At 38.4% G+C, this 24,443-nt stretch carries 26 protein-coding genes and 1 other RNA gene; 14 read left to right on the top strand and 13 right to left on the bottom strand.

Going from position 1 to position 24,443, the window contains the following annotated elements:
- Nucleotides 1–501: 501 nt before the first annotated feature.
- The 5 genes from ACFILA_RS05740 to ACFILA_RS05760 all read right to left on the bottom strand — a co-directional run bounded on the left by ACFILA_RS05740 (nt 502) and on the right by ACFILA_RS05760 (nt 2,649).
- Nucleotides 502–660, bottom strand: coding sequence for a hypothetical protein (locus ACFILA_RS05740; RefSeq protein ID WP_375631469.1), 159 nt, complete (start codon nt 658–660; stop codon nt 502–504).
- Nucleotides 661–673: 13 nt separating this feature from the next.
- Nucleotides 674–955 (bottom strand): DNA gyrase inhibitor YacG, encoded by a 282-nt coding sequence (gene yacG, locus ACFILA_RS05745; protein ID WP_273790829.1) that lies wholly within the window; start codon nt 953–955, stop codon nt 674–676.
- A 21-nt stretch (nt 956–976) separates the two neighbouring features.
- Complete coding sequence (locus ACFILA_RS05750) at nt 977–1,690, bottom strand: Maf family nucleotide pyrophosphatase (RefSeq protein ID WP_273790830.1); 714 nt, start codon at nt 1,688–1,690, stop codon at nt 977–979.
- Between the two features lie 307 nt (nt 1,691–1,997).
- Nucleotides 1,998–2,216, bottom strand: coding sequence for a translation initiation factor IF-1 (infA, locus tag ACFILA_RS05755; RefSeq protein WP_004857577.1), 219 nt, complete (start codon nt 2,214–2,216; stop codon nt 1,998–2,000).
- A 247-nt stretch (nt 2,217–2,463) separates the two neighbouring features.
- The gene (locus ACFILA_RS05760; protein WP_375637696.1) at nt 2,464–2,649 is read right to left on the bottom strand and encodes a hypothetical protein; all 186 of its coding nucleotides are present in this window, start codon (nt 2,647–2,649) and stop codon (nt 2,464–2,466) included.
- A gap of 1,338 nt (nt 2,650–3,987) precedes the next feature.
- Here ACFILA_RS05760 and ACFILA_RS05765 point away from each other — a divergent pair.
- Entirely contained in the window at nt 3,988–4,359 is a 372-nt protein-coding gene (locus ACFILA_RS05765; RefSeq protein ID WP_375637695.1) for a helix-turn-helix domain-containing protein, read from the top strand.
- A gap of 416 nt (nt 4,360–4,775) precedes the next feature.
- On the opposite strand, the gene ACFILA_RS05770 is transcribed toward ACFILA_RS05765, so the two are convergent.
- Entirely contained in the window at nt 4,776–4,907 is a 132-nt protein-coding gene (locus ACFILA_RS05770; protein WP_375660805.1) for a hypothetical protein, read from the bottom strand.
- A 415-nt stretch (nt 4,908–5,322) separates the two neighbouring features.
- Between ACFILA_RS05770 and ACFILA_RS05775 the strand changes: the two genes are divergently transcribed.
- Entirely contained in the window at nt 5,323–5,727 is a 405-nt protein-coding gene (locus ACFILA_RS05775) for a hypothetical protein (RefSeq protein WP_375660806.1), read from the top strand.
- Between the two features lie 692 nt (nt 5,728–6,419).
- Here ACFILA_RS05775 and ACFILA_RS05780 read toward each other — a convergent pair.
- Together ACFILA_RS05780 and ACFILA_RS05785 are read right to left on the bottom strand one after the other, a co-directional pair.
- Entirely contained in the window at nt 6,420–6,995 is a 576-nt protein-coding gene (locus ACFILA_RS05780) for a disulfide bond formation protein B (protein ID WP_375631463.1), read from the bottom strand.
- Nucleotides 6,996–7,005: 10 nt separating this feature from the next.
- Entirely contained in the window at nt 7,006–7,158 is a 153-nt protein-coding gene (locus ACFILA_RS05785) for a DUF5993 family protein (protein WP_273790835.1), read from the bottom strand.
- Nucleotides 7,159–7,983: 825 nt separating this feature from the next.
- Between ACFILA_RS05785 and purE the strand changes: the two genes are divergently transcribed.
- The 8 genes from purE (at nt 7,984) to ACFILA_RS05825 (ending at nt 13,867) form a co-directional block, all read left to right on the top strand.
- Nucleotides 7,984–8,481: a 5-(carboxyamino)imidazole ribonucleotide mutase gene (gene purE / locus ACFILA_RS05790; RefSeq protein WP_273790836.1), complete on the top strand. Its 498-nt coding sequence runs from the start codon at nt 7,984–7,986 to the stop codon at nt 8,479–8,481.
- Nucleotide 8,482: 1 nt separating this feature from the next.
- Nucleotides 8,483–9,757 carry a 5-(carboxyamino)imidazole ribonucleotide synthase gene (locus ACFILA_RS05795; protein ID WP_375660807.1) on the top strand — a complete coding sequence of 425 codons (1,275 nt, stop codon included), beginning with the start codon at nt 8,483–8,485 and terminating at the stop codon, nt 9,755–9,757.
- 1,167 nt (nt 9,758–10,924) lie between these two features.
- The gene (locus ACFILA_RS05800; RefSeq protein ID WP_273790838.1) at nt 10,925–11,299 is read left to right on the top strand and encodes a hypothetical protein; all 375 of its coding nucleotides are present in this window, start codon (nt 10,925–10,927) and stop codon (nt 11,297–11,299) included.
- The gene (locus ACFILA_RS05805) at nt 11,292–11,465 is read left to right on the top strand and encodes a hypothetical protein (protein ID WP_273790839.1); all 174 of its coding nucleotides are present in this window, start codon (nt 11,292–11,294) and stop codon (nt 11,463–11,465) included. The genes ACFILA_RS05800 and ACFILA_RS05805 overlap by 8 nt, the downstream gene beginning before the upstream one ends.
- 776 nt (nt 11,466–12,241) lie before the next feature.
- Nucleotides 12,242–12,367 carry a type B 50S ribosomal protein L36 gene (gene ykgO / locus ACFILA_RS05810; RefSeq protein WP_004863016.1) on the top strand — a complete coding sequence of 42 codons (126 nt, stop codon included), beginning with the start codon at nt 12,242–12,244 and terminating at the stop codon, nt 12,365–12,367.
- Nucleotides 12,368–12,524: 157 nt separating this feature from the next.
- Nucleotides 12,525–13,310: a tetratricopeptide repeat protein gene (locus ACFILA_RS05815; protein ID WP_375660808.1), complete on the top strand. Its 786-nt coding sequence runs from the start codon at nt 12,525–12,527 to the stop codon at nt 13,308–13,310.
- Nucleotides 13,311–13,449: 139 nt separating this feature from the next.
- Nucleotides 13,450–13,590 carry a hypothetical protein gene (locus tag ACFILA_RS05820; protein WP_375660809.1) on the top strand — a complete coding sequence of 47 codons (141 nt, stop codon included), beginning with the start codon at nt 13,450–13,452 and terminating at the stop codon, nt 13,588–13,590.
- A 136-nt stretch (nt 13,591–13,726) separates the two neighbouring features.
- Nucleotides 13,727–13,867, top strand: coding sequence for a hypothetical protein (locus ACFILA_RS05825; RefSeq protein WP_375660809.1), 141 nt, complete (start codon nt 13,727–13,729; stop codon nt 13,865–13,867).
- A gap of 863 nt (nt 13,868–14,730) precedes the next feature.
- On the opposite strand, the gene ACFILA_RS05830 is transcribed toward ACFILA_RS05825, so the two are convergent.
- Nucleotides 14,731–16,431 (bottom strand): DNA polymerase, encoded by a 1,701-nt coding sequence (locus ACFILA_RS05830; RefSeq protein WP_375660810.1) that lies wholly within the window; start codon nt 16,429–16,431, stop codon nt 14,731–14,733.
- A gap of 119 nt (nt 16,432–16,550) precedes the next feature.
- Here ACFILA_RS05830 and ACFILA_RS05835 point away from each other — a divergent pair, with 119 nt between their 5' ends.
- From ACFILA_RS05835 to ACFILA_RS05850, 4 genes are all read left to right on the top strand, one after another.
- Entirely contained in the window at nt 16,551–16,835 is a 285-nt protein-coding gene (locus ACFILA_RS05835) for a hypothetical protein (RefSeq protein ID WP_375660811.1), read from the top strand.
- 138 nt (nt 16,836–16,973) lie between these two features.
- Nucleotides 16,974–17,134, top strand: a non-coding RNA gene (ssrS, locus tag ACFILA_RS05840) — 6S RNA.
- A gap of 549 nt (nt 17,135–17,683) precedes the next feature.
- Nucleotides 17,684–18,289, top strand: coding sequence for a 5-formyltetrahydrofolate cyclo-ligase (locus ACFILA_RS05845; RefSeq protein WP_375660829.1), 606 nt, complete (start codon nt 17,684–17,686; stop codon nt 18,287–18,289).
- 18 nt (nt 18,290–18,307) lie between these two features.
- Nucleotides 18,308–19,129, top strand: coding sequence for a TIGR00282 family metallophosphoesterase (locus tag ACFILA_RS05850; protein ID WP_273790841.1), 822 nt, complete (start codon nt 18,308–18,310; stop codon nt 19,127–19,129).
- Nucleotides 19,130–19,496: 367 nt separating this feature from the next.
- Here the strand turns inward: ACFILA_RS05850 and ACFILA_RS05855 are convergent, their stop codons facing one another.
- From ACFILA_RS05855 to traG, 4 genes are all read right to left on the bottom strand, one after another.
- Entirely contained in the window at nt 19,497–19,961 is a 465-nt protein-coding gene (locus ACFILA_RS05855) for a helix-turn-helix domain-containing protein (RefSeq protein ID WP_375660812.1), read from the bottom strand.
- Between the two features lie 172 nt (nt 19,962–20,133).
- Complete coding sequence (locus tag ACFILA_RS05860; RefSeq protein ID WP_375660813.1) at nt 20,134–20,490, bottom strand: helix-turn-helix domain-containing protein; 357 nt, start codon at nt 20,488–20,490, stop codon at nt 20,134–20,136.
- Nucleotides 20,491–20,769: 279 nt separating this feature from the next.
- Entirely contained in the window at nt 20,770–21,354 is a 585-nt protein-coding gene (locus ACFILA_RS05865) for a helix-turn-helix domain-containing protein (RefSeq protein ID WP_375660814.1), read from the bottom strand.
- Between the two features lie 634 nt (nt 21,355–21,988).
- Nucleotides 21,989–23,896 (bottom strand): Ti-type conjugative transfer system protein TraG, encoded by a 1,908-nt coding sequence (gene traG, locus ACFILA_RS05870; RefSeq protein ID WP_375660815.1) that lies wholly within the window; start codon nt 23,894–23,896, stop codon nt 21,989–21,991.
- Between the last annotated feature and the right edge of the window lie 547 nt (nt 23,897–24,443).

Consider the following 24,443-nt stretch of genomic DNA (forward strand, 5'->3'; position numbering starts at 1 on the left):
CAACAACTTTCACGCAACAAAGCACCAACAAGCGATTTTTTATTGCCCCACCTCTTTGCACCAAAACACGCACCCCTTCTTTTTCGTTAGCAATACTGATTGAACTATCAATTTTTTCTTACACCCTAAAAGCACCAACAACTTTCACGCAACAAAGCACCAACAAGCGATTTTTTATTGCCCCACCTCTTTGCACCAAAACACGCACCCCTCTTTTTCCTTAGCAATACTGATTAGATGACCAATTTTTTCTCACACCCTAAAGGCACCAACAACTTTCACGCAACAAAGCACCAACAAGCGATTTTTTATTGCCCCGTCTCTTTGCACCAAAACACGCCCCCCTTCTTTTTCGTTAGCAATACTGATTAGATGATCAATTTTTTCTCACACCCTAAAAGCATCAACGACTTTCACGCAACAAAGCACTATCGACCTTCCTGTAACAAGGCAATTTATAATTATCCATGGAAACCACTGGGGATAAGTCTTAGATATGTATTAAAACTTCCATCGTTGATTGAACTTAATCTGCGTCTTTGCGAATGACGACAATAACCAAGCCGTTAATCCAGCTCTTGAATCCATTGATATAGGATAATCCCGCGCGCCTTCCTTTAGCTCCCACACAAAAAAACGCTCTGAGCGTCCTCTTCTCAAGAGGAAGACCCCTTTATTCTTCTTCATCACTTTTCTGTGGAGGAGGCGGTAAAATATAAGAGCCTGAAAGCCAACGATTAAGATCAATGGCTCGGCACCGTGTGGAACAAAAAGGATATGAAGATTTTTGTGACATTTGACCACAAATAGGACAAGGATGCGGAGGACGGGTCTCTTTTTGCAAATTTAGCTCTTTTTGTTCTTGGCGCACCTTTGTCTTCTGCTCGTTCATTAACTTTTCTTCTGTTCCTTTTTTTTCATTTTTTTTCTCTTTTTGTTGCTTTTCACCTTGCATTGAACTTGCCTTACAGTTTTTCTAATGCGTTTCTTCAGCCCAGTGAGTGAAAAGTGGATAGTGATAAGCGATCAAGAGATCGGCTGTTTCAGCCAAAGGCAATCCCACAACATTAGAATAAGACCCCCTGATATAGACAACAAAAGCACCGGCTTTTCCTTGGATAGCGTAGCCACCCGCTTTCCCTTGCCATTCTCCTGAAGCAAGGTAAGCCTTCATCATGGCAGAGGTTAAGCGTCTAAAACGGACACGACTTTCAACCAATTTTACGGTTATTTTTCCATGTTCATTGAGCGCACAAATGGCGCCATAGACCTTATGCGAACGCCCAGAAAGGTATCGTAAACATTCATAAGCCTCATCCTCGCTTTCTGGTTTGGGGAGAATGGTCCGCCCCACAGCCACCACCGTATCAGCCGCTAAGATAATCATTTTCTGTCCAGGTAATTTTTCTTGACCATTCTGCAACTCGTCTTGACCATTCTGACTGTACCAGCGCAAAATCTCTTGGGCTTTCAGCGCTTTTTCTTTTGCCAAACGTTTGGCAAGCTTTGCAGGATGTTCTTTTAATTTTGGTGTTTCATCAATATCACTTGCATAAACCTGCTGCGGATCAATCCCTATTTGTGCCAAGAGCGCTAAACGCCTTGGCGAAGCGGAGGCAAGCACCAAATGAATTTCTTCTGTAAGAGTATCTGCCAAACGTTTTTCCCCCCACTCTCTTATATTTCTCATTTCCACCCCTTCACAATTGACTTCCCTCTCACCCCCCTTTTTAAGCACCCCCTTTTTAAGCACTCCCTTTTAAGCGCCCCTTTTAAAGCACTCCCTTTTAAGCACTCCCTTTTAAGCACCCCCTTTTAAGCGCCCCCTTTTAAGCACCATTAATCTCCTTATCCTTTTTTTGCATTGATTTTACAGTTTTTCAAGGACCTTCAAATACTTCCCTTTTCTCACTCATGAAAAGCAAACTAAAAAACTGTTAAAAAATAATAGAAATAATATGATAGCTTTTAGAAAAAAGCACAAGCCACCCACGAGGCTACTTATAGCGATATGTAATACGCCCTTTTGTCAAATCATAAGGTGTCATTTCCACCATGATTTTATCACCGGCCAACACCCGTATACGATTTTTCCGCATTCTACCAGCGGTATGGGCAATAATTTCATGATCATTTTCCAGTTTCACACGAAACATCGCGTTAGGTAAGAGTTCAGTAACGATACCAGAAAATTCTAAAACTTCTTCTTTTGACATAAACAAACATTTCCTTTACAGTGCACATATTTTGTTAAGCTGCGCGTTATTTCCAGCGTTCATACCCTATTTTCTTAAGTTTGTGAATAAAAATTCCACAAAAAGGGAAAGGTTTTTCAAGTTTACTCTCTCATGTTCTCAAAAAACATCACCTCACACCTTAAGAATCAAAACTTTCTCTCCACCAATTTTACCCGCTAATTTCCTTCAATTTTTATGATGATTTTGGTTTCAGTATGACAAGAAATTACGCTAATTTTTCCCCTAAAGCATTTTCCCAATACCTCTGACTAATCCCTCCACAACTTACAAACAATCCTCCTCCCTCCAACTTTTCCTCACCTTCCGCCTTCCACACCTTAAACATGCGCCCTTCAGATAAACACCACTCCCCACACCAAAAGCCCCCTCCTTTTTTCAAAACCTTGTCCATTCTTCACACACCATTCACAACATGCTTCACCGCCCCCCTCCACACTCTATGTATTCCCGTACACCCTTGCCCCATTTTCCCTCTCTCCACACATTTCCTCTAAGCCACTCCTTTCATTTATGTTGCTCTCCCTACCTTCGAAAACACGATCCCCATACATTGCGTATCATTAACCACAACGCCCCTAACAACATAAAGCCTTTCCTTTTTCACGAATATACGTTTTCACGCTTTTACAGATTCACAGAATAAAGCCAAATGAAACTTCCACCCCACGCCACTCTATAAACAATAGTATTAACCCAGCTTCTTGCCTAGCCAATCTCCCCCAAGCACTTCAGATCACCCACCCTCAAACGAGCTTATTTCATCAAACGCGACAAAAAAATCCAGCCTAAAATATTCATCACACTCTAAAAAAACACGTTGATAAATTGATATGCCGGATATCACCACCCCTATAAGCTCCCCTTCTAATCATGATTTCGGAGCCGCGTGAGAGGGACAAAACAAGCCGTTAAGTTCTTGGGTCAAGGACGCCGTTAGGCGCCATGTAATGGTCTCCTTGACCTTAAGAACCTAGGATTGTTAGTCCCCTCATTAAACGCGGGTCTGATCTCATGATTTTGGTGAGCGTTCCGGAGAGTTTGAGAGGCGGAAAGCCTCTCATTAAAAAATAAAGTTTATAAATAAAAACTATTTTTATTTGCCAATCTTCTGAAATTACTTTATCACTTAAAGTGTAAGTTTGGTCGTATACGCAACGACCAATAGGGAGCTAAAAGCCCGAAAGCTTAATACATAAATTTATCCCGCATTGCGAGTATCCCGGAATTCCGGGAGATTTTGCTATGTCCAGGTGCGTTTCCGCACTAAAAGCAAAAAGCTGATTTAGGTTCAGTATTTCAGACTCCCGGAATACCAATGCGAGGGCGCTCGCAACCGGAGGGGGGCTTGAAGTGCAAACTAAAAATCCAAATTTTATCGATATTTTGATAGCAAAAAAACGCGATTTATAATCCATATTTCGCACTTTTTTAAAAAGTACCCAATCTTATAGTCTTTGAGATTATTTTGATTTTTCTTGCCAATCTCCTGAAATTACTTTATTGATAAGCACGTGTTTTTGATCGTCCACGCAACGATCAAATAGGGAGCTAAAAGCCCGAAAGCTTAATACATAAATTTATCCCGCATTGCGGGTATCCCGGAATTCCGGGAGATTTTGCTATGTCCAGGTGCGTTTCCGCACTAAAAGCAAAAAGCTGATTAAGCTCAGTACTTTTAGACTCCCGGAATACCAATGCGAGGGCGCTCGCAACCGGAGGGGGGCTTGAAGTGCAAACCAAAAATCCAAATTTTATCGACATTTTGATAGGCAAAAGAATTCGTCAAAGAAGAATTGCCATGAGGCTTTCTCAAAAAGCATTAGGAAACTATTTAGGCGTCAGTTTCCAACAAATCCAAAAATATGAAAAAGGCTTCAATCGTGTAAGCGCAGGATGTTTACTCAAAATCGCCCAAAAACTACAAGTTCCCATGAGCTTTTTTTATGCAGACATTGTGACAAAAGAAGATGTCTCAGTAGAAAAAAATGCCTCACACTATGATCAAGAAACATACAGCGAAAAAGAACATTCACTTTTGAAAAATTTTAGAGAGCTCCAGCCGAAAAAACAAAAAGCAATCTTATGGTTGATTTCTGATTAAGCAAAAGCGCACACAAAGCATAAATCCTCCGCATCATTTTACATTTTACGGATCAACGTTTTGATGCTTCTCCACATTTACAGAAAGCAGCCAAATGAAACTTTCAAATTCCCCTCGCACCACTTTGTAAACATAGGTTTGTCAACAATACAGCTTCTTGCCTAGCCAATCTCCCCCAAGCACTTCAGATCACAACACCACAAAGGATAATGTTGCATCAAACGCGACAGATACGTCCTATTTTAAAATATTCTTGCCCCTTCGCTATCCTAAAGTAAGATCACACAAAGCACCGGTCAATCTCACTTCAAAAGCAACTTTCCCCACCCCCACACCCTCTCTCCTCTCTGGTCAACACACCCGCCTCTTCATCCCAACTTCCCCTCCCTCGCTTCATCCCAACTTCCCCCTTCCCTTCATAAACTCTTCACCCCCACACCCTCTCTCCTCTCTCCTCTCTCCTCAACAACCCACCTCTTCACCCCCACACCCTCCTCTCTCGTCAACACCCCCGCCTCTTCATCCCCCACACCCTCCTCTCTCGTCAACACCCCCGCCTCTTCATCCCCCCCAATCTTCTCTCCACATTCCATACCATGATAAAATCATACACCACGCATAAAGTCCCAGCTTCCTTTTTTACATATTTCCGTTTTTACGCTTTTACGCATTTACAGAAAGCAGAAAATCTGTAAAAAATGCATTACACAATAACGTATTCAACAACTGTCATTAAAATCTCGCCTCCCTTTTCATCTAAATCCCCCCTATTTTCACTTAAATCATAGATATAAACTGCCCTATTATTTGTATTGACCAGCATAAAATTTTTTGACAAATTCTAGCCATCAAAAGGGGTTGTAAGAAGCATTTTACGACTTTTAAAAGAATTTTTATTTACATCCAGTGCTTTTTGTAACGTAGAAGAGTACATTTAATTAATTGACTATAAGAAAGTTTGAGATGAGAGAAGCTTTTCGTTTTTCTCATTCAACATTCGCAACGATAACTTATCCTTATAAGTCAATATTTTTTCGTAATACAAAACGCACCAAAAGGAATAGACTTGCGTTGCATATTCACACGCTTATTTTAAAGAAAGATCTCTCAACGCTCATCACACCCATTTTGCAAAACGCCGCCCGTAAAGGAATGGTTAAAGCCCCCATGAAGTGTATAAAATCCATTCAGCCCCCTTATCTTTACGCTTATGGAGAAACAAGTTTACGCTTATGGAAAAACGAGGCTGGCATCATCACAAAAACTCTGCCAGCTCCCAATGTTGCAGACAGCCTTCGGTTCAAGAGACTCTTCATTAAAGGCATGCCTTTCTTGTACAGTTTTGCCCTACATGCCCCCCGCTTATGATGTACAAGCAAGTAATTTTAATTGATTTAATATAAGAGAACTGGTGATGAGAAATTTTTATTATATTCAGCGAAGTGCTTTATGTTAAGAATGGTTATTTATCATTATAAATCAATATATTAATAAAAAAAGAGGCATCATCAAGACGCTTACCTTTTTCTCAAAAAAGGCTTCACACTGAAAGAAAACATCTAAAAGTTAGATAAAAAAAAAAGGTTTGCCTCTAATAAACAAACCTCTCCAGAAAATTATTCACATAACTTTCAAAATTTTAAATTAATCCCTCTAGAAGCAATAAAAACGCTTTAGAAGCACCAAAATGAATACAAAAACTTATTTAACACAATGTTACGAAAAATCAAGAACAAAAATTTTTTATCGTTAATGCTCTAAAAAACGAGGCTTCTTAACCCACGTGGCTCAGCAGTCCGGGGCTTCTCTACAAACGCCTCCAAGCCAATCAATCCCTTCATCTCTCTCAAAAGACAGCATAAAAGGTGCACAGTACAAGTCTTCGCTAAAAAAAATATCAATCGCCAGCGCTCATAAAAGCCAGCGTTAGTATAAAAGATCAGATTATCGAACAATCTTGCTAAAATGTCTTCCCAATAAATAAAAAAGAAGCGGATTTTTAAATATTCCGCCTCTTTAACAATAAAAATTACGATGAGGATTATTAAACAAATTCGAAACTATGAAGGGAACCAACTTGATAACAACTCATACCTTACAGGATCATCGGCACATTGCCCACCACCACATTCCAGTATGGTAGAAATCAAATTTGCCGCAATCAAAAATACAAATAAGAAACTTGCTGCTTTACTCAAGACTGGAAAAGGAGAAAATTCTTTGAACTTGTGTGCCAATTCGCCTAAAATCATGACAAATGAGACAGCAAAGATACAAAGGACAGAAATAATGAAAGCCCAAGTATAAAAATGCAATCCAAAGAACGTTGAACCGTATCCTAAATCATCGGGTGTGATATGCAAAAACACTTGTCGTGCTGCCACAGCACTGGTTACCATACAACCGAGAATAACCATACCATAATGGGTATTTTTCACCTTATGGTGAATATTGAGCAAGAACCCACAACCTGCCAGTATCAATCCAACGCGCTGCAGCAAACAAAGGGGACAAGGTAACTCAAACTTTACCAATTGATAATAAAAAGCCACCACCAAGACAATGGATAACCCAAAGAGTCCTAGCGTATTCATAAAGATGACGAAGTGAGGGTTTTTTTGTTCAACATGTTCCATGGCTATTCTCTCAAAAAGATAAATTTAAAGTAGAAGTTGCGTGATGATTGAAAGTGAGAAGAATGACAACGAATAAAATTGCCCACAAAGCATAACTTATATTTTTTTTACCACACATAGTCGTTACAGCAGTACCTAAAGCGATTAAAAATGGAAGAAACATAGCTTTTAAATCTCCTTTACATCCGTTGTTTAACTCTTATTTATTTCAGCGTTCACCATATTACAAAATTGGGCAAAAAAGAGACCATGGATTTATTATTCACAATTCGTCATTCGCGATTGATATTGCCATTATATTTAAGGGAAAAAACGATATAATCGCTAAGAAACAGATCGCAACAAAAGCGTTAAAAGCACAAAAGCGTTGATTATTCGCTTCCCCTTAATATCAGCCATTGTTAAATATATATTGACAATTATAAAGATTATATCCCCCCACTCACAAAAGAATCACTTGAACAACAAAATAAATAGGCTTTGAAATCGAGAGATATACATCTCTTTATTTCTCAAAAGAATATCCTTATTTCTCAAAAGAATATCCTCACTTTGCAACGCATTTCCGCCATAAAAATCTCTTTTTCTCATAAGCAATGTTTCAAATTGCAACAGATTTTATATCATATGGTGATCTTGTTTATTTTAGCAAATAAAAAGTAAGACATTTTTTTAAAAAACTTATAATCAATGTATTTTTCCCAATATATTTTTCCCTTTTACAATGCCGCAAGCTTAACAGCCTCATGGATCCAACACCACCCCTTAACACCTCTCCTCAAAATTCATCTCCCCCCAAAAAAAGAAGTGCTTCATGCCTTCAATACTTTAGTTTTTCATCTCTTGGTCTCCCCCTTTAAATTTTTAGCTTTCCACCTTATTTGAAAAATAACTGTTTCTCTGTCATCAATTGGCTTTGCAAAGAGAATATAAAACTTTAAAAAAATAATGATAAAGAATCGCATTGAACCTTTGAAAAGGATAGTGAATGATGAAAAAATCATGTGATGTCGCGATTTTAATGGGGAGCCAATCGGATTGGCAAACGATGTGCCATAGTGCAGATATTTTGACGAGTCTTGGTATTTCTCATAGTTCGCATATTGTCTCAGCACACCGAACTCCTGAACGCCTTTATCAATTTGCAAAAGAAGCAAAAGAAGCAGGGTTTAAAGTTTTAATTGCCGGAGCGGGGGGTGCAGCGCATCTTCCAGGTATGTTAGCAGCCCTTACTCCTCTTCCTGTTTTTGGCGTTCCAGTGCATTCTCATTCTCTTTCTGGTCAAGATTCTTTGCTTTCAATCGTGCAAATGCCAGCAGGGATACCCGTTGGCACATTAGCAATTGGCAAAGCAGGCGCAATTAATGCAGCACTTTTAGCCGCAGCCGTTATGGCCGTTTATGACCATGATCTCGCCCAACGATTAGAAGATTGGCGTCAACAACAAACAGCCAATGTTGCCCAAACGCCTGTAACGGAGGTTTAAAATGGCACCGTTTTTCAACGCCCCCTCAGCCAACACTACTCCCTCAGCCAACACTGCCCCTTCAGCCAACGCCGCCCCCTCAGCCAACACTACCCTCTCCTCCAACGCCACCCCTTCAGCCAACGCCACCCCTTCAGCCAACGCCACCCTCTCCTCCAACGCTACTCCCTCAGCCAACACCACTCCCTCCACCATGTTACCTCCAGGCAGCGTCATTGGTTTAATCGGGGGCGGACAATTAGCACGGATGCTCGCCATAGCGGCCGCAGAATTAGGATTTCGAACCGTTATTTTTTGCCCTGAGGCCGATTGCCCAGCCGCTCAAACAGCAAACAACCATATTGTTTCCTCCTATGACGATACATCAGCTTTAGATCATTTTATTTCTCAATGTGATGTTGTCAGCTATGAATTTGAAAATCTTTCTCTTCAAACGGTTCAATATGTAGAAAAGAGTAAGCCTGTTTATCCTTCTTCCAAAGCATTAGAGATCACACAAGATCGACTTTTTGAGAAGCAATTTTTGCGTGATCAAGGGATTGGCACCGCGTCATGGCACGCTATTGACAATTCTTCTTCTCTTCTTTCCGCTCTTGATACTTTAGGCGGACGTGGTCTTTTAAAGACGCGTCGTTTTGGTTATGACGGAAAAAACCAGATCAAGCTTGATCACCCCAATGAACAAACCCTTGACGAAGCCTTAAGGACTTTTCAGGAACAGCCTTGTATTTTGGAAGAAATAGTTCCTTTTTTATCGGAAATTTCGGTTCTTTCTGCCCGCACAAAACAAGGGGAACATATTTTTTATGATTGCCCTGAAAACCAACACAAACACGGAATTCTTCATAAATCCTTTGTTCCATCCCATATTCCACTTGACGTGCAAAAAGCAGCTCAAGAAATCAGCTTAACAGTCATGGATGCCCTCGATTATGTTGGTGTTCTTTGTATTGAGTTTTTTGTCTTAACGGATGGTCATCTTTTAGTGAATGAATTAGCGCCGCGTGTCCATAATTCTGGTCATTGGACACAAAAGGCATGCATAACTTCACAATTTGAACAGCATATCCGTGCTATTTGCGGACTTCCCTTAGGCAGTCCCTATCGCCATAGCGATTGCCAAATGACCAATCTTCTTGGTAACAATTTTAGCACGTTAAAATATTTTCTAAAGCAAGAGCACACCTCGATCCATTTATATGGCAAAAGCACTGTTCACCCCCACCGCAAAATGGGGCACGTCATCCAATTATTGGGACCAGCCAACAAATCTTAAGCCCACATACATACAAATGCTTTTTCACACTATCCCCCAATGAACTGAAAAAACAAAGCTTCACCCCACACCGATATCCAGCGGCTTCAACAGCGCCCCTAACCTTTTAATTCGCCCTGAAAGGGCGTGAAGCCCTCCTACAAGCTCCTTCTCTTCCATGCCCCCACCCTCAAAGATACAAAACCACACCAATCAACAATCCAACAGCTCCTCCTCCTTTTCTCAAAAAAGTCCCCCCACGACTAAAAGCAATTCGCCAGCCCCCAAGTTCATCACCCCTCCACCTTCCACCGCATAAATATTCCCCCATAACATACGCTGCCCCTTCATTTTTCTTTTAATGCCAATCTTTAGGCCTTTTAATTCCAACCTTTAGAGGATAAACTTACCTCTTGCAGCCTATAGAGAGCATTCTAACAATGCGTTCTCATTGCCTCTAGTCTCCCTTCTTGTGTTCATTCTTTCACAAAAGTGCCAAGCGCCGCTCCGCACCACCCCTTGAGTTTCATGTCAAAGATATAATTACAGTACTAAGCTTATCCATCATAGCAATATCCTCTCTCCCCTCATAAGGCGATATTACCTGTGTCGTATTTTCTAGAGCTTGAAGCGTCTCTCCTTATTTCATTTCGCAATAAAGCTTAAAATAGCAGATAAACATACAACTACACACCGAAAGAAAACCGTAAATTTAGCTTACACTCTAAAACAACAACCGTTTAAAATATCACTCACTTTAATATCTGTAATATTTGTCACCTTCGTTATGTCTATCGCCTTCGTTCTTTCCCCTATAAAATTACGTTATTCAAATTTGAGCGCCTAACCGCGCTCAAGGACGAAGATTCCTGTGCCGATCTGTCAACAATCAAGCTTTTCTTAAGTAAATTCAACCGGCTAAACACTTCAATATTAAATGCCTCTTCGCCTGTAGTTTAGTGATAAAATATAATTGTACTCACAAAACGAATCTTTTATACAGCGGCACGAAAAATTGTACATGCCTCATAATAATAAAGGGAAGATGCGCTACAGACGTAGCAAGTCATTCGTATTATCATTTTAACAAGTACAGAAATCTTTTTTCATTTCATAAAAATAGTCTGAGAAACTGAGTTATTCGCTTTATCAAAAAACAAAACCCTCAAGAAACAAACGAATATCAACATGACAAAACCAAACCTATCAAATGCATCACCAAAAGAACAAAATGATACATCTTCTCAATGGGACTTAGTCCTCGATATCCAAAAAGAAGTTAAGGAAACATTAAAGGCTGGTGTTGTTTCACTGAGAGAGTTTATATTCATAATTTTTATAAGCGTCTGTTTATACATTTTCCTCTCAATATTAGGCAGTGCGGATAAACCTCAGATGAATGTAGCAACTGCAATCGGGCTGATATGCGCATTAATTCTGTACGGTTCGATACCAATCTTTTTGGTGCTACGGATCATAGTAAAGAAGAAACTGAAAAAAGTAATGAAACAACTAGACGAAGCGGTTGCTAATCAAAATACAATAAGGAGAGAAAATGACTGAAGCTATAATATTAGGACGCATTCTAGGGATCATTGTCGGTTGTGCAATAATAACATTATCCGTTTGGCTTGTTTATTCTACCATTAAATATCGAAAACTGTACCGTAAAGCGCTTACAGGACTAAACTTAGCAATTCAAAAATGGAATAAAGAAATTAATAAATAAAAAAAATCGTGAAAAACGTGGTATTAAAATACCATAATTCTTATTTTCATATTTCTAGACGTATTTAATGTGATTCCCAGTTATTGAAGGCCCATATTGAGGGTATGAGATTTTTCATAAGGGGACGTTTGAAACTATAGGCACGGCGTACACAAATACAAGAAACAATTCCAACGGCGCCCCCTCTTCCCCCACTTCAAGCATTTCAGCCGGCGCACGTACCTGACAGGGCTTCACGAGCCCCCACAAACAAGCCTCTTGCGTTTTAAGAAGCCCCCGCCCTTAACGACAAAAAAACCACACCAACTTCAACAATCCAACGGCTCAACAGCGCTCCTGATCTTTCAACACTCCCTAACAGAGCTTATTTGTTTAAAGCTGAAAAGGCTTTTACTTTTTTCCACTCTTTGTGCTTTTTTGTGTCCTTTTTTTACGAGAAAATTTTTACCTTCAAGGCAACCATTAACACACCCTAAGGAATTTGTAAGGGATATACCCTTGACAAGAATAAGACTTCTTGTTAAATCTCTCCTACTTTTTTTGCAATTTTCACTTATCGTTGTGCTAATGAAGTGGTTAGTGCGTACCTTAAGAGTGCGCTTTTCTTTTTGTGATCACAGTGAAAAAGTGTATCGTGTGATGTTATAATGCAAGTACGATATCGCAATGCAATGCTCATAGAGTAAGCAGTCTATTGGGGTTGTGGTATTATATTTTAGTGTTGTATTATAGTATTATAGTGTTGTGTTACGTAAACTATTTAAACGGTGAATATGATGAAAATTAAAAATTCGCTTAAAGCACTAAAAGAGCGCCACCGTAACAATCGTTTGGTGCGTCGTAAGGGTCGTGTTTATATTCTGAATAAAACGAACCCACGTTTTAGAGCACGTCAGGGCTAATTCTTTTAGGGCTAATTTCTTTAAGGTCAATGTTTTTATGCCTACTTTGATTGTAGGCTTAAAAATTTTTTCTTGCGTTTTTTTGGTTATAAGTCCGTTGATTACAAGTCTAGTATTTGATAATATTTGGTGATTTATCTTTTGGGGGCTTGTTTTTATGGATTCTTTTATTTTTTTTAAAGCCTTTCGATTTTTTCAGCTGCGTTTTTTCTGTATTTTTCAGCGCGCGTTTTTTCTTTTTTTTGTTGGCGTTTTTTGTTTTGTTCCCTCGAGCTATGGGCAAAGTCCTCCTTCTCTTCCTGAAGATCGGCCTTCTCCACAATCGCTTTTACCGTTAGATGATCTTATTCCCAATTCTCCTCCCCCTTCCTCAACGCCCTCCGATTCTGATTCCTCGGCGGTTATTCTTGAAGATCTTGACAAAGAGCAGCTTTCCCATGTTGACAGAGTTAAGCAACGCAAAGAAGCAGAAATTTCACGTTTACTCAAAGAATTGAAATATTGTGCTGATGTTGCTAAAGCGAAAAAGATCAGTCAACAACTTCAACATTTATGGTCCCAATCGGGGAGTGAGACGATTGATCTTTTAATGTCATGGGCTGAAAATGCACTCAACAGCGATGATTATGGACTTGCGCTTGATTATATTGACAATGCTCTTGCACTTTTACCTACTCATTCTGAAGCTTGGGTAAGGCGTGCTTGGATTCACATTCAACTAAACGATTTCAAGCTTGCCCTGCTTGATCTCAACCATGCTCTTGAACTTGAGCCGCGCAATTATAGTGCTTTTTTTGAACTTGGCGTTGTCATGGAAGCAACGGAGCGTCCAAAACTTGCTCTTAAAGCTTATGAAACAGCATTGGATTACTATCCACAAATGCGCAGAATTCAAAAGCGCGTGCAAGCTCTGTTAGACGAACAATCACCCCAAGCTCTTTAAAACCATTCAAGAACGAGACACTTTACGGCATGCTTTCAAACCTAGATAAGACGCAAGCCTGCTTCACATTCCACTCAATAAACTAAAAGCCCCCTGCTTATAACCACACCCCCACACACACAATTGACAGTGCCTTTTTTTGAAACTTAGCCAGCAACAGAGCGTCCAAAACTTGGCTCTTAAGATTGATGAAACAGCATTGGATTACACTCCACAAATGCGCAGGATTCAAAAGCGCGTGCAAGCTCTGTTAGACGAACAATCACCCCAAGCTCTTTAAAACCATTCAAGAACAAGACACTTTACGGCATCCTTTCAAACCTAGATAAGACGCAAGCCGGCTTCACATTCCACTCAATAAACTAAAAGCCCCCTGCTTATAACCACCCCCCACACACAATTGACAGTGCCTTTTTTTGAAACTTAGCCAGCAACAGAGCGTCCAAAACTTGGCTCTTAAGATTGATGAAACAGCATTGGATTACACTCCACAAATGCGCAGGATTCAAAAGCGCGTGCAAGCTCTGTTAGACGAACAATCACCCCAAGCTCTTTAAAACCATTCAAGAACGAGACACTTTACGGCATCCTTTCAAACCTAGATAAGACGCAAGCCGGCTTCACATTCCACTCAATAAACTGCCCCTGCTTATAACCACACCCCCACACACACAATTGACAGTGCCTTTTTTTGAATTTGGACTTTTTTTGTATTACAGGCAGCGTCCAAACATTTCCAATATACTTCCTTCAGAATTTCTTCTCATAGCAAGCAAACGCTTCACGCTTGAGTCCTCTTCAGCCGTTTCTTCTTTTCACACCTTCCATCATGGATAAAAAAAATTTGTAAACACGATCCTCAAAAAATACTTTTTTAAAAAAGCTTACAACATCGCTTAGCGCCTCTGATAAACTATCATCATCTGTTTTTTATTTTTAAGCTTCAACCATAGCAGCACATACCGTATCGGCTCTCCTCCAACCCTCAAAGTTGATAAAACAGCCCTGAAATACTCCCCACGAGGCAAAAACTTCAAAGAAGCAATATCAATTGAACAAACATTCTTGAATAAGAAATATTCCCTTCAAAGCTCCCCGAAACATTCCCCCCGAAACATAAAAATCAAGCGATTGCCAATGCATATCCTCCCCACACCTTAAAGCACGAAGTCTCTTAACCCACTTCGGACTGTAAACAATCCGAATTCTAGTAGACTTCACTTGGTTTCCCACATATGGGATTTTCTTAAACTTAAGGACATTGACCACACACATAAAAACATTGAACCTATCAAGGATAGCAACCTTATATTGCCAGTAAATAACAGTATGTTACGCCATAACAGGATAAAATTTGATACCATCACGCCTTTCTATGCACGTTTTCATCTCCCAGTATACTCACTTTTCCTATTTTCCTTTAAATTGAAACAAATCTTTCTATTGGGTATAGACCACCAACACCCATTTTAAAATCTGTCATTTTAACGCTTTTACCAAGTTGAAAATCATCCAATGACTTGATATGAGGCGTTAATTTGTCAGAAGGTATATATGGGCAAACTGCTTGAAAAGTATTATCTTCAAATTGCAAACAATACCGACGACGAGCTAAATATTTAGCTGCTATAATTTTCTTTTTATTTTCTAATTTCCAAGCCCCTATTTTAGAGGGATGAATATCTAATTTTTTAGCATTTTCAGTTTTGAAACAATGGATACTATCAGTGTCACAATAGATAAAATTTTCAAGTCCAATTTTGTAAATAGACTCAATTAAAAACATACGAGCATAGCTTCCAGCAAATAAAGAAATTGGCAAATAACCACATTTTTGGAATATTGTTTCACCCCAAATAAATCTAAGAACATCATTTTCAAATTCGATATATCTTTTAAATCTATGAGGACGTTCAGCCATTTTTCCACATAATGAATTAAGAAACATTTTTCCTATTCTGCTGATTGTTTTATCTGAAGAATTTTTCAATTCAAAAAATTCATCAATATAATCAGTAAAAAGGTCATCTCTTGCTTGAAAGAGATAACCATCTAATAATTCCAAATTTTGGTAGTGATAAGATTGTTTAAACAATTCAAATTCTTGTAATGTTAACATGAATATTTTTTTATGTTCACATTCGTGTTCAGATAAAATTTGTAAATATTCAACACCCCCAGATGATGATTGTCTGTTATTATTTAAAATAGGTATTTTGTTTTCTCTTAATTCTGCTGAATTTATATAAAATCTTTGAAGACCTAGAGGGTGTAAGTCATTAGTTTCAATTTTACCTTTTTTATAAAGAGGTGCCCCTATAGGTAATTGTTTTAACATCATAGCAGGGCCCATACTATTGACATCATAAATTTCAATTTCTTTATTTATGAATTTACCCATATATCTATTAAAAAAACAAAAACCACCGTCATTTGCTTTTCTAAAAATATAATCATCACCTTCTTCTAAAGATGGGAATAAATATGTTTCTACTTTAATTTTTGTAAATTTTTTAAACATTTTTTCTGACCATACAGCTTTAGCATCAGCTGCAAAAGTCATTTTATTTCTTCCCCATTGGAGTCTTTTTTTGAGAGCAATGGCTAATCCCTTGCTTTCATTCACACAGCAATCGATATCATTTTGATGAATAATAACATCATCAATGCACTCAAAGAGAGAAGATTCACTTTGTTTTAAATCGGTAAAAGCTGTTATTATGTCTTGCAAAGGAACTAAAAATAACTCTAATGAATCGAATAGATAAACTCTTTTTGATTTATTTGATTGAAATGAAAATTCCGATCTAAGAACTCTATCATTTTGCGAGATAAAATCATAAAATTTAGGTGTTATAAGATCATTTTGATTAAAATGACACCATGATCGAATAATAGCATAATCATAGTTTAGGTTATAAGCATAAAATCTTGTACTGTTTTCTATTTTTTTCACAAATTCTAAAAAAAGTCTAACAGGATCACCATCGTTTATTGTAAAAACAGTGATATCTGTTAGATCTTCAACATTAACAATTGAAACCATATAGGGCTTAACAGGTTCTTTAATTGTCGCCTTGAAAGTAAAAGTATATAATTTTCTAAAGTTGATAAGTCTCATGTTTCCTCCCTTTTTAGATTTTATCACCTCTTTATTGTGTTTGCTTCATTCTAAAGACAAAAAATATTTATCTTTTACTATATTTCGCTCTTCACGAACACTCTCATAGCCTTCACCCCATGATTGGAGATACCTTTTTACACTTAGAAAATCATAGAAACGAAAAGCGTTCACAATTTGCCCTCAAAGTTGATAAAACAGCACTGAAATATTCCCTACAAGGAAAAAACTTCAAAGACGCAATATCAGTTAAACAAACATCCTTAAATAAAAAATATTTCCCCTTCAAAGCTCCCCAAAGTATTCCCACAAAACATAAAAATCAAGCGATTGCCAATAAACCGTTCTGCGTCACTCAACTACCCGCCCCCACTCATATTTTTTGCTTTTTTTACTTTGAATAAGCCATCCATCATACAGCTATTTTCAACAACCACCACCAGCAAGGTTATAAAAACTCTCCTGAAAAACTTTATGAAAAAGAAGAGATCGAGGTTATTTTATCTCTAGCAGAAACTCTGAAATTGTTTTATATTAAGGAGGGTGTTCTGCGCTTCTCGACAGGAAATAACGTATTCCTGAGACCTTAATGATCTCCAAGGGAGCTGTCCCTGATCAAGCCCGTGGGCTTTTTCATATGGCGCCCACCTATTTGTATAGGTTCCCGGGATCAGCTTTTTCCATCGGCTGTTGTGGATCACCCTTTATTTGTATAACTTTTTTGCATAAAAATTTTTCCAGCTAAAATTGAGAGCGTCCTTTTACATAAGACCAATGACGATACTCTCTTTTCAAGAAATAAAAATGACGAGGGGCTTTATTTTATAAAACAGACAGCACTGACAAAATAATCCCCTCTGTGAATCTGCTTCATCCCTTCGCACGCAAGCAACGCAAAAGCGGCTTGTTGCACCAAGATACCCCCTAAAGAGCACACACTTTTTTTCATGCTTTTTTTCATGAGCACAGCTCTTGTCCTAACAGAGATTTACAAAACGCCAACAATGGATAAAATATCAGCATCTTATAAAACAATTGACGAGACAATGACACAAAATCCCCTCTGTGAATCTGCTTCACCCCTTCGCACGCAAGCAACGCAAAAGCGGCTTGTTGCACCAAGATACCCCCTAAAGAGCACACACTTTTTTTCATGCTTTTTTTCATGAGCACAGCTCTTGTCCTAACAGAGATTTACAAAACGCCAACAATGGATAAAATATCAGCATCTTATAAAACAATTGACGAGACAATGACACAAAATCCCCTCTGTGAATCTGCTTCATCCCTTCGCACACAGCAACGCAAAAGCGGTTTATCGCGTCGTGATGCTCTTTTAACAGAAGAGCGTGCACTCTTTTCGCAACGTGCTTGTTGCCACTTTATTGAATACCTTGAAAAGAAGGGAACCGATTTTTCACGCCTCATTTTAGCAGGCTATTGGCCCATTAAATCGGAAATTGACCCGCGTCCTTTACTGGATGCTGTAGCGTTACGCGGTGGGCATTTAGCCTTACCAGCAGTTCTTGATTCCACCACCATGATTTTCCGTGCATTTTCGCCCAGCACGATTTTAGAGCCCATGCGTTTTGGCACCTTTGGTCCCAGTGCAGACAATAGCGTTGTTGTCCCCAATAATATTATTGTTCCGCTTTCTGCGTTTGATCGTCACTGTCACCGTCTTGGCTATGGAGGAGGATACTATGACCGTGCTGTTGAAGCTCTTGAAAAACAAGGGCATCAAATGACATTATGGGGCATAGGGTTTTCATGTCAGGAGGTTTTCTCTATTCCCGCAGCAGAACATGATCTACAGGTACAAGGAATTTTTACAGAAAAAGGTTTCTTAAAATGTTAAAGTGTGATTAAAGCGCCTATGCGTTTTTTATTTTTAGGTGACATTGTTGGTAGCACAGGCTGTAAAGCTGTTTTTGAACACCTTCCTCAACTGATTGAGAAATGGCAGCTTGATTTTGTTGTGGTAAATGGTGAAAATGCCTCTGGTGGTTTTGGTCTTAAGCAAGAGACATATCAAGATCTTTTGATGACCGGTGTTGATGTTGTCACCACGGGCAATCATGCTTTTTCTCACAAAGAAGCATTGCAGTATGCCCATGAGAGTGATCGTTTTTTACGCCCTGCCAATTTTTCGAAAGAAACTCCCGGAAAAGGTGCTGGTGTTTTTACGGCAAAAAATGGCGCCCGTGTTCTTGTCGCCAATCTGTTGGGCAACGTTTTTATGCCGTGCAAAGTAGAAGATCCATTTGAAACAGCGGAAAATATTCTTCTTGCCTGTTCGTTGATGGAGCAAGCCGATACGATTATTTTTGACTTTCACGCAGAAACGACAAGCGAGAAGCAATGTTTAGGCCATTTTCTTGATGGTCGTGTGAGTGTTATCGTTGGCACACATACGCACATTCCCACGGCTGACGCGCAGATCTTAGAAGGTGGGAGCGCCTATTTAACAGATGCAGGCATGTGTGGAGATTATAACTCCTCTCTTGGAATGGATAAAGAAGAACCCTTACACCGTTTTCTTTATAAGACGAAGCAAGACCGTTTTGAACCGGCGTGTGGTCCCGCCACCCTTTGTGGTTTAGCGGTTGAGATTTCAGATCGCACCGGTTTAGCAGAAAAGGTCTCAGCGGTACGGATTGGTCCTCATTTAAAGCCTGAAGTTCCGGATTTTTGGTAGCTTCTTTTAAGCCGCCCCTTTGATGATCGCTCTCCACTGTGCGCCCTTTGGATGATTGCTCTCCAAGATTTCCTTTTGAGAACTCTATTTGGCAAGATGATTTTTCAAGCCCTTCCCAAATCCTAAAAACACCCCGCCCTCCAATTTGCCTAATACAGCAACTTTTCTAGCACAAATAAGTCACTCTTTTTAAAAGGATAAAAGATAAAGGATAAAAATTTTCGTGATTTTTAAAATGATGAGAAGGAGGTTTTATTTGGACATTTCTGCGGGGGGGGGGGAGGAGAAATGTTAACCCCCTTCTCTAGAAAAAGCTTTATATAATAATTTATTATTTAGCAAGAGCCTCTTTAATTTTTTTTTGATTCTAACGAAAATTTAATCTTAAAATTGCTTTCTGCTTTTTAGGTTTGAGCTCTCTAAAACTTTTCAAAAGGATATGCTCTTCTTTACTTCCGATTCTTTCATCACAGTAATACAAAGCATTTTCTTTTGTTGAGAGATCAGCGTAAAAAAAGGCAATAGGAACATTGAGAATATCGGCAATTTCTTGTAAACGCCCAGCTCCTATACGATTAGAGCCTTTTTCATATTTTTGGATTTGTTGAAAAGTCACACCTAACTGACTGCCTAATTTCTTTTGCGACATTCCGATCATTGTTCTTTTAAAGCGAATTTTTCTGCCTATCGAAATGTCGTTAAAGTGTGGATTTTTAGCTTTCACTTCAAGCTCCCCTACCGGTTGCGAGCGCCTCTTATGCGTATTCCGGGAGTCAAAAACACTGAGTTCAGTCAGCTTTTTTGCTTTTAGTGCTAGAGCGCACTTGGACATGGCAAAAACTCCCGGAATCTCGCGATACTTATAAAGCAGGCTAATGTTTCATCTTGGATTTTCAGGCTTTGGGTTCCACCATTCAACCACACTGTACGACGAGAACCCTGGTGCTTGTTCATAAAATAATTTCTGGAGACCAGCAATAAAATTTAAAACAGTGTTTCTTATCTCATGAGACAATCAAACACAAAAATGCCTTCTGTTTCTTAGGTTTGAGCTCTCTAAAACTTTTCAAAAGGATATGCTCTTCTTTACTTGAAATCCTTTCATCACAGCAATACAAGACATTTTCTTTTGTTGAGAGATCGGAGTAGAAAAAAGAAATAGGAACATTGAGAATATCAGCAATTTCTTGTAAACGCCCAGCTCCTATACGATTAGAGCCTTTTTCATATTTTTGGATTTGTTGAAAAGTCACACCTAACTGACTGCCTAATTTCTTTTGCGACATTCCGATCATTGTTCTTTTAAAGCGAATTTTTCTGCCTATCGAAATGTCGTTAAAGTGTGGATTTTTAGCTTTCACTTCAAGCTCCCCTGCCGGTTGCGAGCGCCCTCGCATTGGTATTCCGGGAGTCTGAAAGTACTGAGTTCAGTCAGCTTTTTTTGCTTTTAGTGCTCATCGCACCTGGACATGGCAAAAACTCCCGGAATCCTGGGAAACCCACAAGAGTAGGCTAATCTTATGTACTGAACTTTAGGGCTTTCAGACCCTACTGATCGTTGCGTAGACGACCAAAGTTACAGTGTTATTTATAAAGTAATTTCATGAAATTAGCAATAAATTTAAAACAGTGTTTTTATCTCATGAGACAATCAAACACAAAATTGCTTTCTGCTTTTTAGGTTTAAGCTCTCTAAAACTTTTCAAAAGGATATGCTCTTCTTTACTTGAAATCCTTTCATCACAGCAATACAAGACATTTTCTTTTGTTGAGAGATCGGAGTAGAAAAAAGAAATAGGAACATTGAGAATATCAGCAATTTCTTGTAAACGCCCAGCTCCTATACGATTAGAGCCTTTTTCATATTTTTGGATTTGTTGAAAAGTCACACCTAACTGACTGCCTAATTTCTTTTGCGACATTCCGATCATTGTTCTTTTAAAGCGAATTTTTCTGCCTATCGAAATGTCGTTAAAGTGTGGATTTTTAGCTTTCACTTCAAGCTCCCCTGCCGGTTGCGAGCGCCCTCGCATTGGTATTCCGGGAGTTGAAAGAGCTGAAACTTGACTCAGCCTTTTGCTTTTAGTGCTAGAGAGCACCTGGACATAACAAAAGCTCCCGGAAATCCGGGATATCCATAAAGCTGGATAAATACGTGTCTCAAGTTTAGGGTCTTTCATTCCCTGTTGATCGCTGCGTAGACGACCAAAACATTCTCTTACCAATAAAGTAATTTCATGAAATTAGCAATAAAATTTAAAAACAGTCTTTATTTGTATTTTTATCAGAGGCAGATAACCTCTCATTTTTGATTAAATTATGTGTGAACGAAGTGAGCTCTATTTATTGAAATAAGTATAAGATCATTATCAGGAGATGCTAGACGTAGTAAAAACCTTTCATAGGCATCATGAGCAAACAAGCAAAGAAATATCATGATGATACCATCAATGACCATTGCTGTTTGGTGTTCATAGGGAGCAACTCTCGCTGTGTATCCGAAAAAAAGAAAAAATAGGAATAAAGCCAAGCCACCAGCAAAGAAGTTTAAGAAGGCAAAAACTGGTTTACGAATGAATAATAAAATAAGGAAGATTGCGTAAAGCAACCTTTTAAATATCACAGCCAATATTCTACGTATTATCTTGAACACCCCCACGCATTATAATTGATAAGATACTCTTTTTATGTCTTGATTTTTTTGGTGTTTGTATTCTTAGCAGAAATATCGTTTATGACTTTCTCCCATTTTCAAGCCACTGTACTATAAAAATGTACTATAAAAATAATTTATCTCTAATTATATCATCCAAAAATACAACAATATTTTATTCATTTTAACTAAAAACAAGTGCTTTATTAAGAAGAAAAGCTATTTTCATTAGTAAGAGCTGTTAAATCCTTACGTCTAAAATAGATAGAGCGTCCACAACGGATAGGGAGCTCTCCTTGCACGAGAATAATCTGTTCGTCTTTTCGCATTTCTTGTATTATTTCATGTGGATATATTAAGGGTCTTTGTCGCAAACTTAAATGCTCTGTTCCTTCTATACCTGATGTTCCCAGAGTTATGCTTGAATCTTTCACTTCAATGGTCATTTGACCACATGCCTTAGATATATTTTCAGCAGTTTTAATATCTTTTATTGCGGCATAGCTTACAAAAGCACAATTTTCAAACCACGTCATAACGCCTAACGAACCGAAATAACGTTCTATTTGCTCTACAGACTCGTAAAAAAGCATGAGAGATATGCCATATTTGCGTCCACGATCACGTGCTTCTTCTAAAATGTTCATATATCTTAAAAGATCAGCATTATCTAAAATAAAGAGCACTCTTTTTGCATAATTACCATTAGCAGCCTCCATAGCTCTGAGAAAAGAGCCAACAAGGACACGCCCAACACCTGGATAAGATTTTAAAATTTTTGAGGGGATATTTAGAAAAATATCAATATTTCCCTTTGTTATATCGGTAGTTTTAAAGTCATAACCACTGATAAGATCTGCATAATTAGAGAGGGAAAGCCATTGTATATCTTTTGCAGCAGTAGAATAGACATCTGAGAAAGTTTGCGCCGCCATATTTGTAAAAACGCCAAGGGTTTCACGAATAAATTGGGATGAAGAATTTGATCGTATAGATTGCAATTTTCCAATCACGGACGGTTCTGGCATTGACATGATCGTATGAAGGGTTTTTAAGTTTTTTTCCTGTAATGTGTATTCATCAGAAAAGACCACATGCGCAAGTATTCCTGTTAACAAATTATGTGCGTGTGATACAAAGAATTGGTCTGTCGAAGTTGATTTGTAGTTTTCAGAAAGAAGGAGTCTAGCAACTTCAACCACACCCGCTTCTCTTTCATAAAAGGGGAGATTTTCATCTAACAGCCAATCTAAAGGATTAAAAGTTTCTGTTAAAGAACCATGGGGGTCAAGAACGTATACTTTTCTGTTTGACAGCTGCCTTGTTTTTTTTACCATTGGAGCGATTTCAGTTGAAGGGTCAAAAACGACCAGTGGACCGGAATATTTGAGACAAGTTGGAATAACATTACTGGTTGTTTTATAACCACCAGAACCAGCAAAAAATAACATATGAGTTGAATCAAAATTAAGTTTGTATGTCAACAATGGCTGTCTACCACCTTTTCCCCATGTTGTTTTGTCTTTAGGATTAAAAGGGACATCTTTAACAATATCTTTGTCGACTCTATAGCGCTCTCCTATGACGACTTCACCATCACGAGGAAAAATCTCTTCAATCTTTTTCATACTCATCCATTGAACACCACCAAAGATCGTATTTTTTGAAATTTTCAAAGGTGAAGCTTTAGGTAATGATAGTTTTATCGTGTAACCAAGGATAACAATGCCAACAATAACACCCCCTAAAACCATCCTATCAAAGAAAGGAAAAACATCCGCCCATGTCATATTATTTTGACCTACATAGGGACTAAGTCTGATATATTCATTTGCACTATAATAAGTTGCAAACAAACCAAAGATGATCATGGACGAAATAGTGATATTTTTTCTGGTATGCCTTTTTTGTAATAAGATGAATGAAGAACATGAAAGTGCAATAAGGATTAAAATATCCAGTGGCTTTGATCTTACAAACCAATAAGCATCAGGCGTCGTTCCATTTTCTGTAATGTTATTGATGGTTATATTGACCAAAAAAGCTACAATGATTGAAAAGATGAGTGGCAATGCTAAAAATATAATCTGTTTTTTGTCTAATTTATTGACCATTTTCCCCCCTGCATACCAGAAAAAGCTTCTCTTCCTATTTTTTTCGAAGTTTTTATATTTTTTGAATTTTTATCAAGTTTTGAAACGTAAAGCAAACCATCTTAAGATGAAAGACTTATCTGCCTCTCTAAGACAGGCTTTTATAAAAAGCTCTCCTAAACTAATTTTTTCAAAAATTTTTCCAAAGTTTCTTTGATGCTTCACGCGCTATTTAAATTTCTTACTTAACTCTTTTACGACACTGTATACGCTTCTTAACAGAAAAAAAACCCAATAACAATACGCATTAGTGTTCACTGAAAAAAAGCGCGGTTTATCATGTTGTGCCGTAAAACATCGTTGTTCAGAGCCCTGATATAAGGCATGTAAAACTTCACATATTTAAGTGTTTTTAGAGTGTGTAATAAATGGGCGTGACTTGCCCCGTAGAGCCTTGTAAAGTGGACTACATGAATGGTCAGGAGTAGGTCAAACCGCGCCAACAGAATCCGAACTTTTTACAAAACAGACCTTAAGTCAAGAATATGCATCCTTTAGAGCGGGAGAA

It is taken from the genome of Bartonella sp. CL71SXKL (genome assembly GCF_042194935.1).
Taxonomy (GTDB): Bacteria; Pseudomonadota; Alphaproteobacteria; order Rhizobiales; family Rhizobiaceae; genus Bartonella.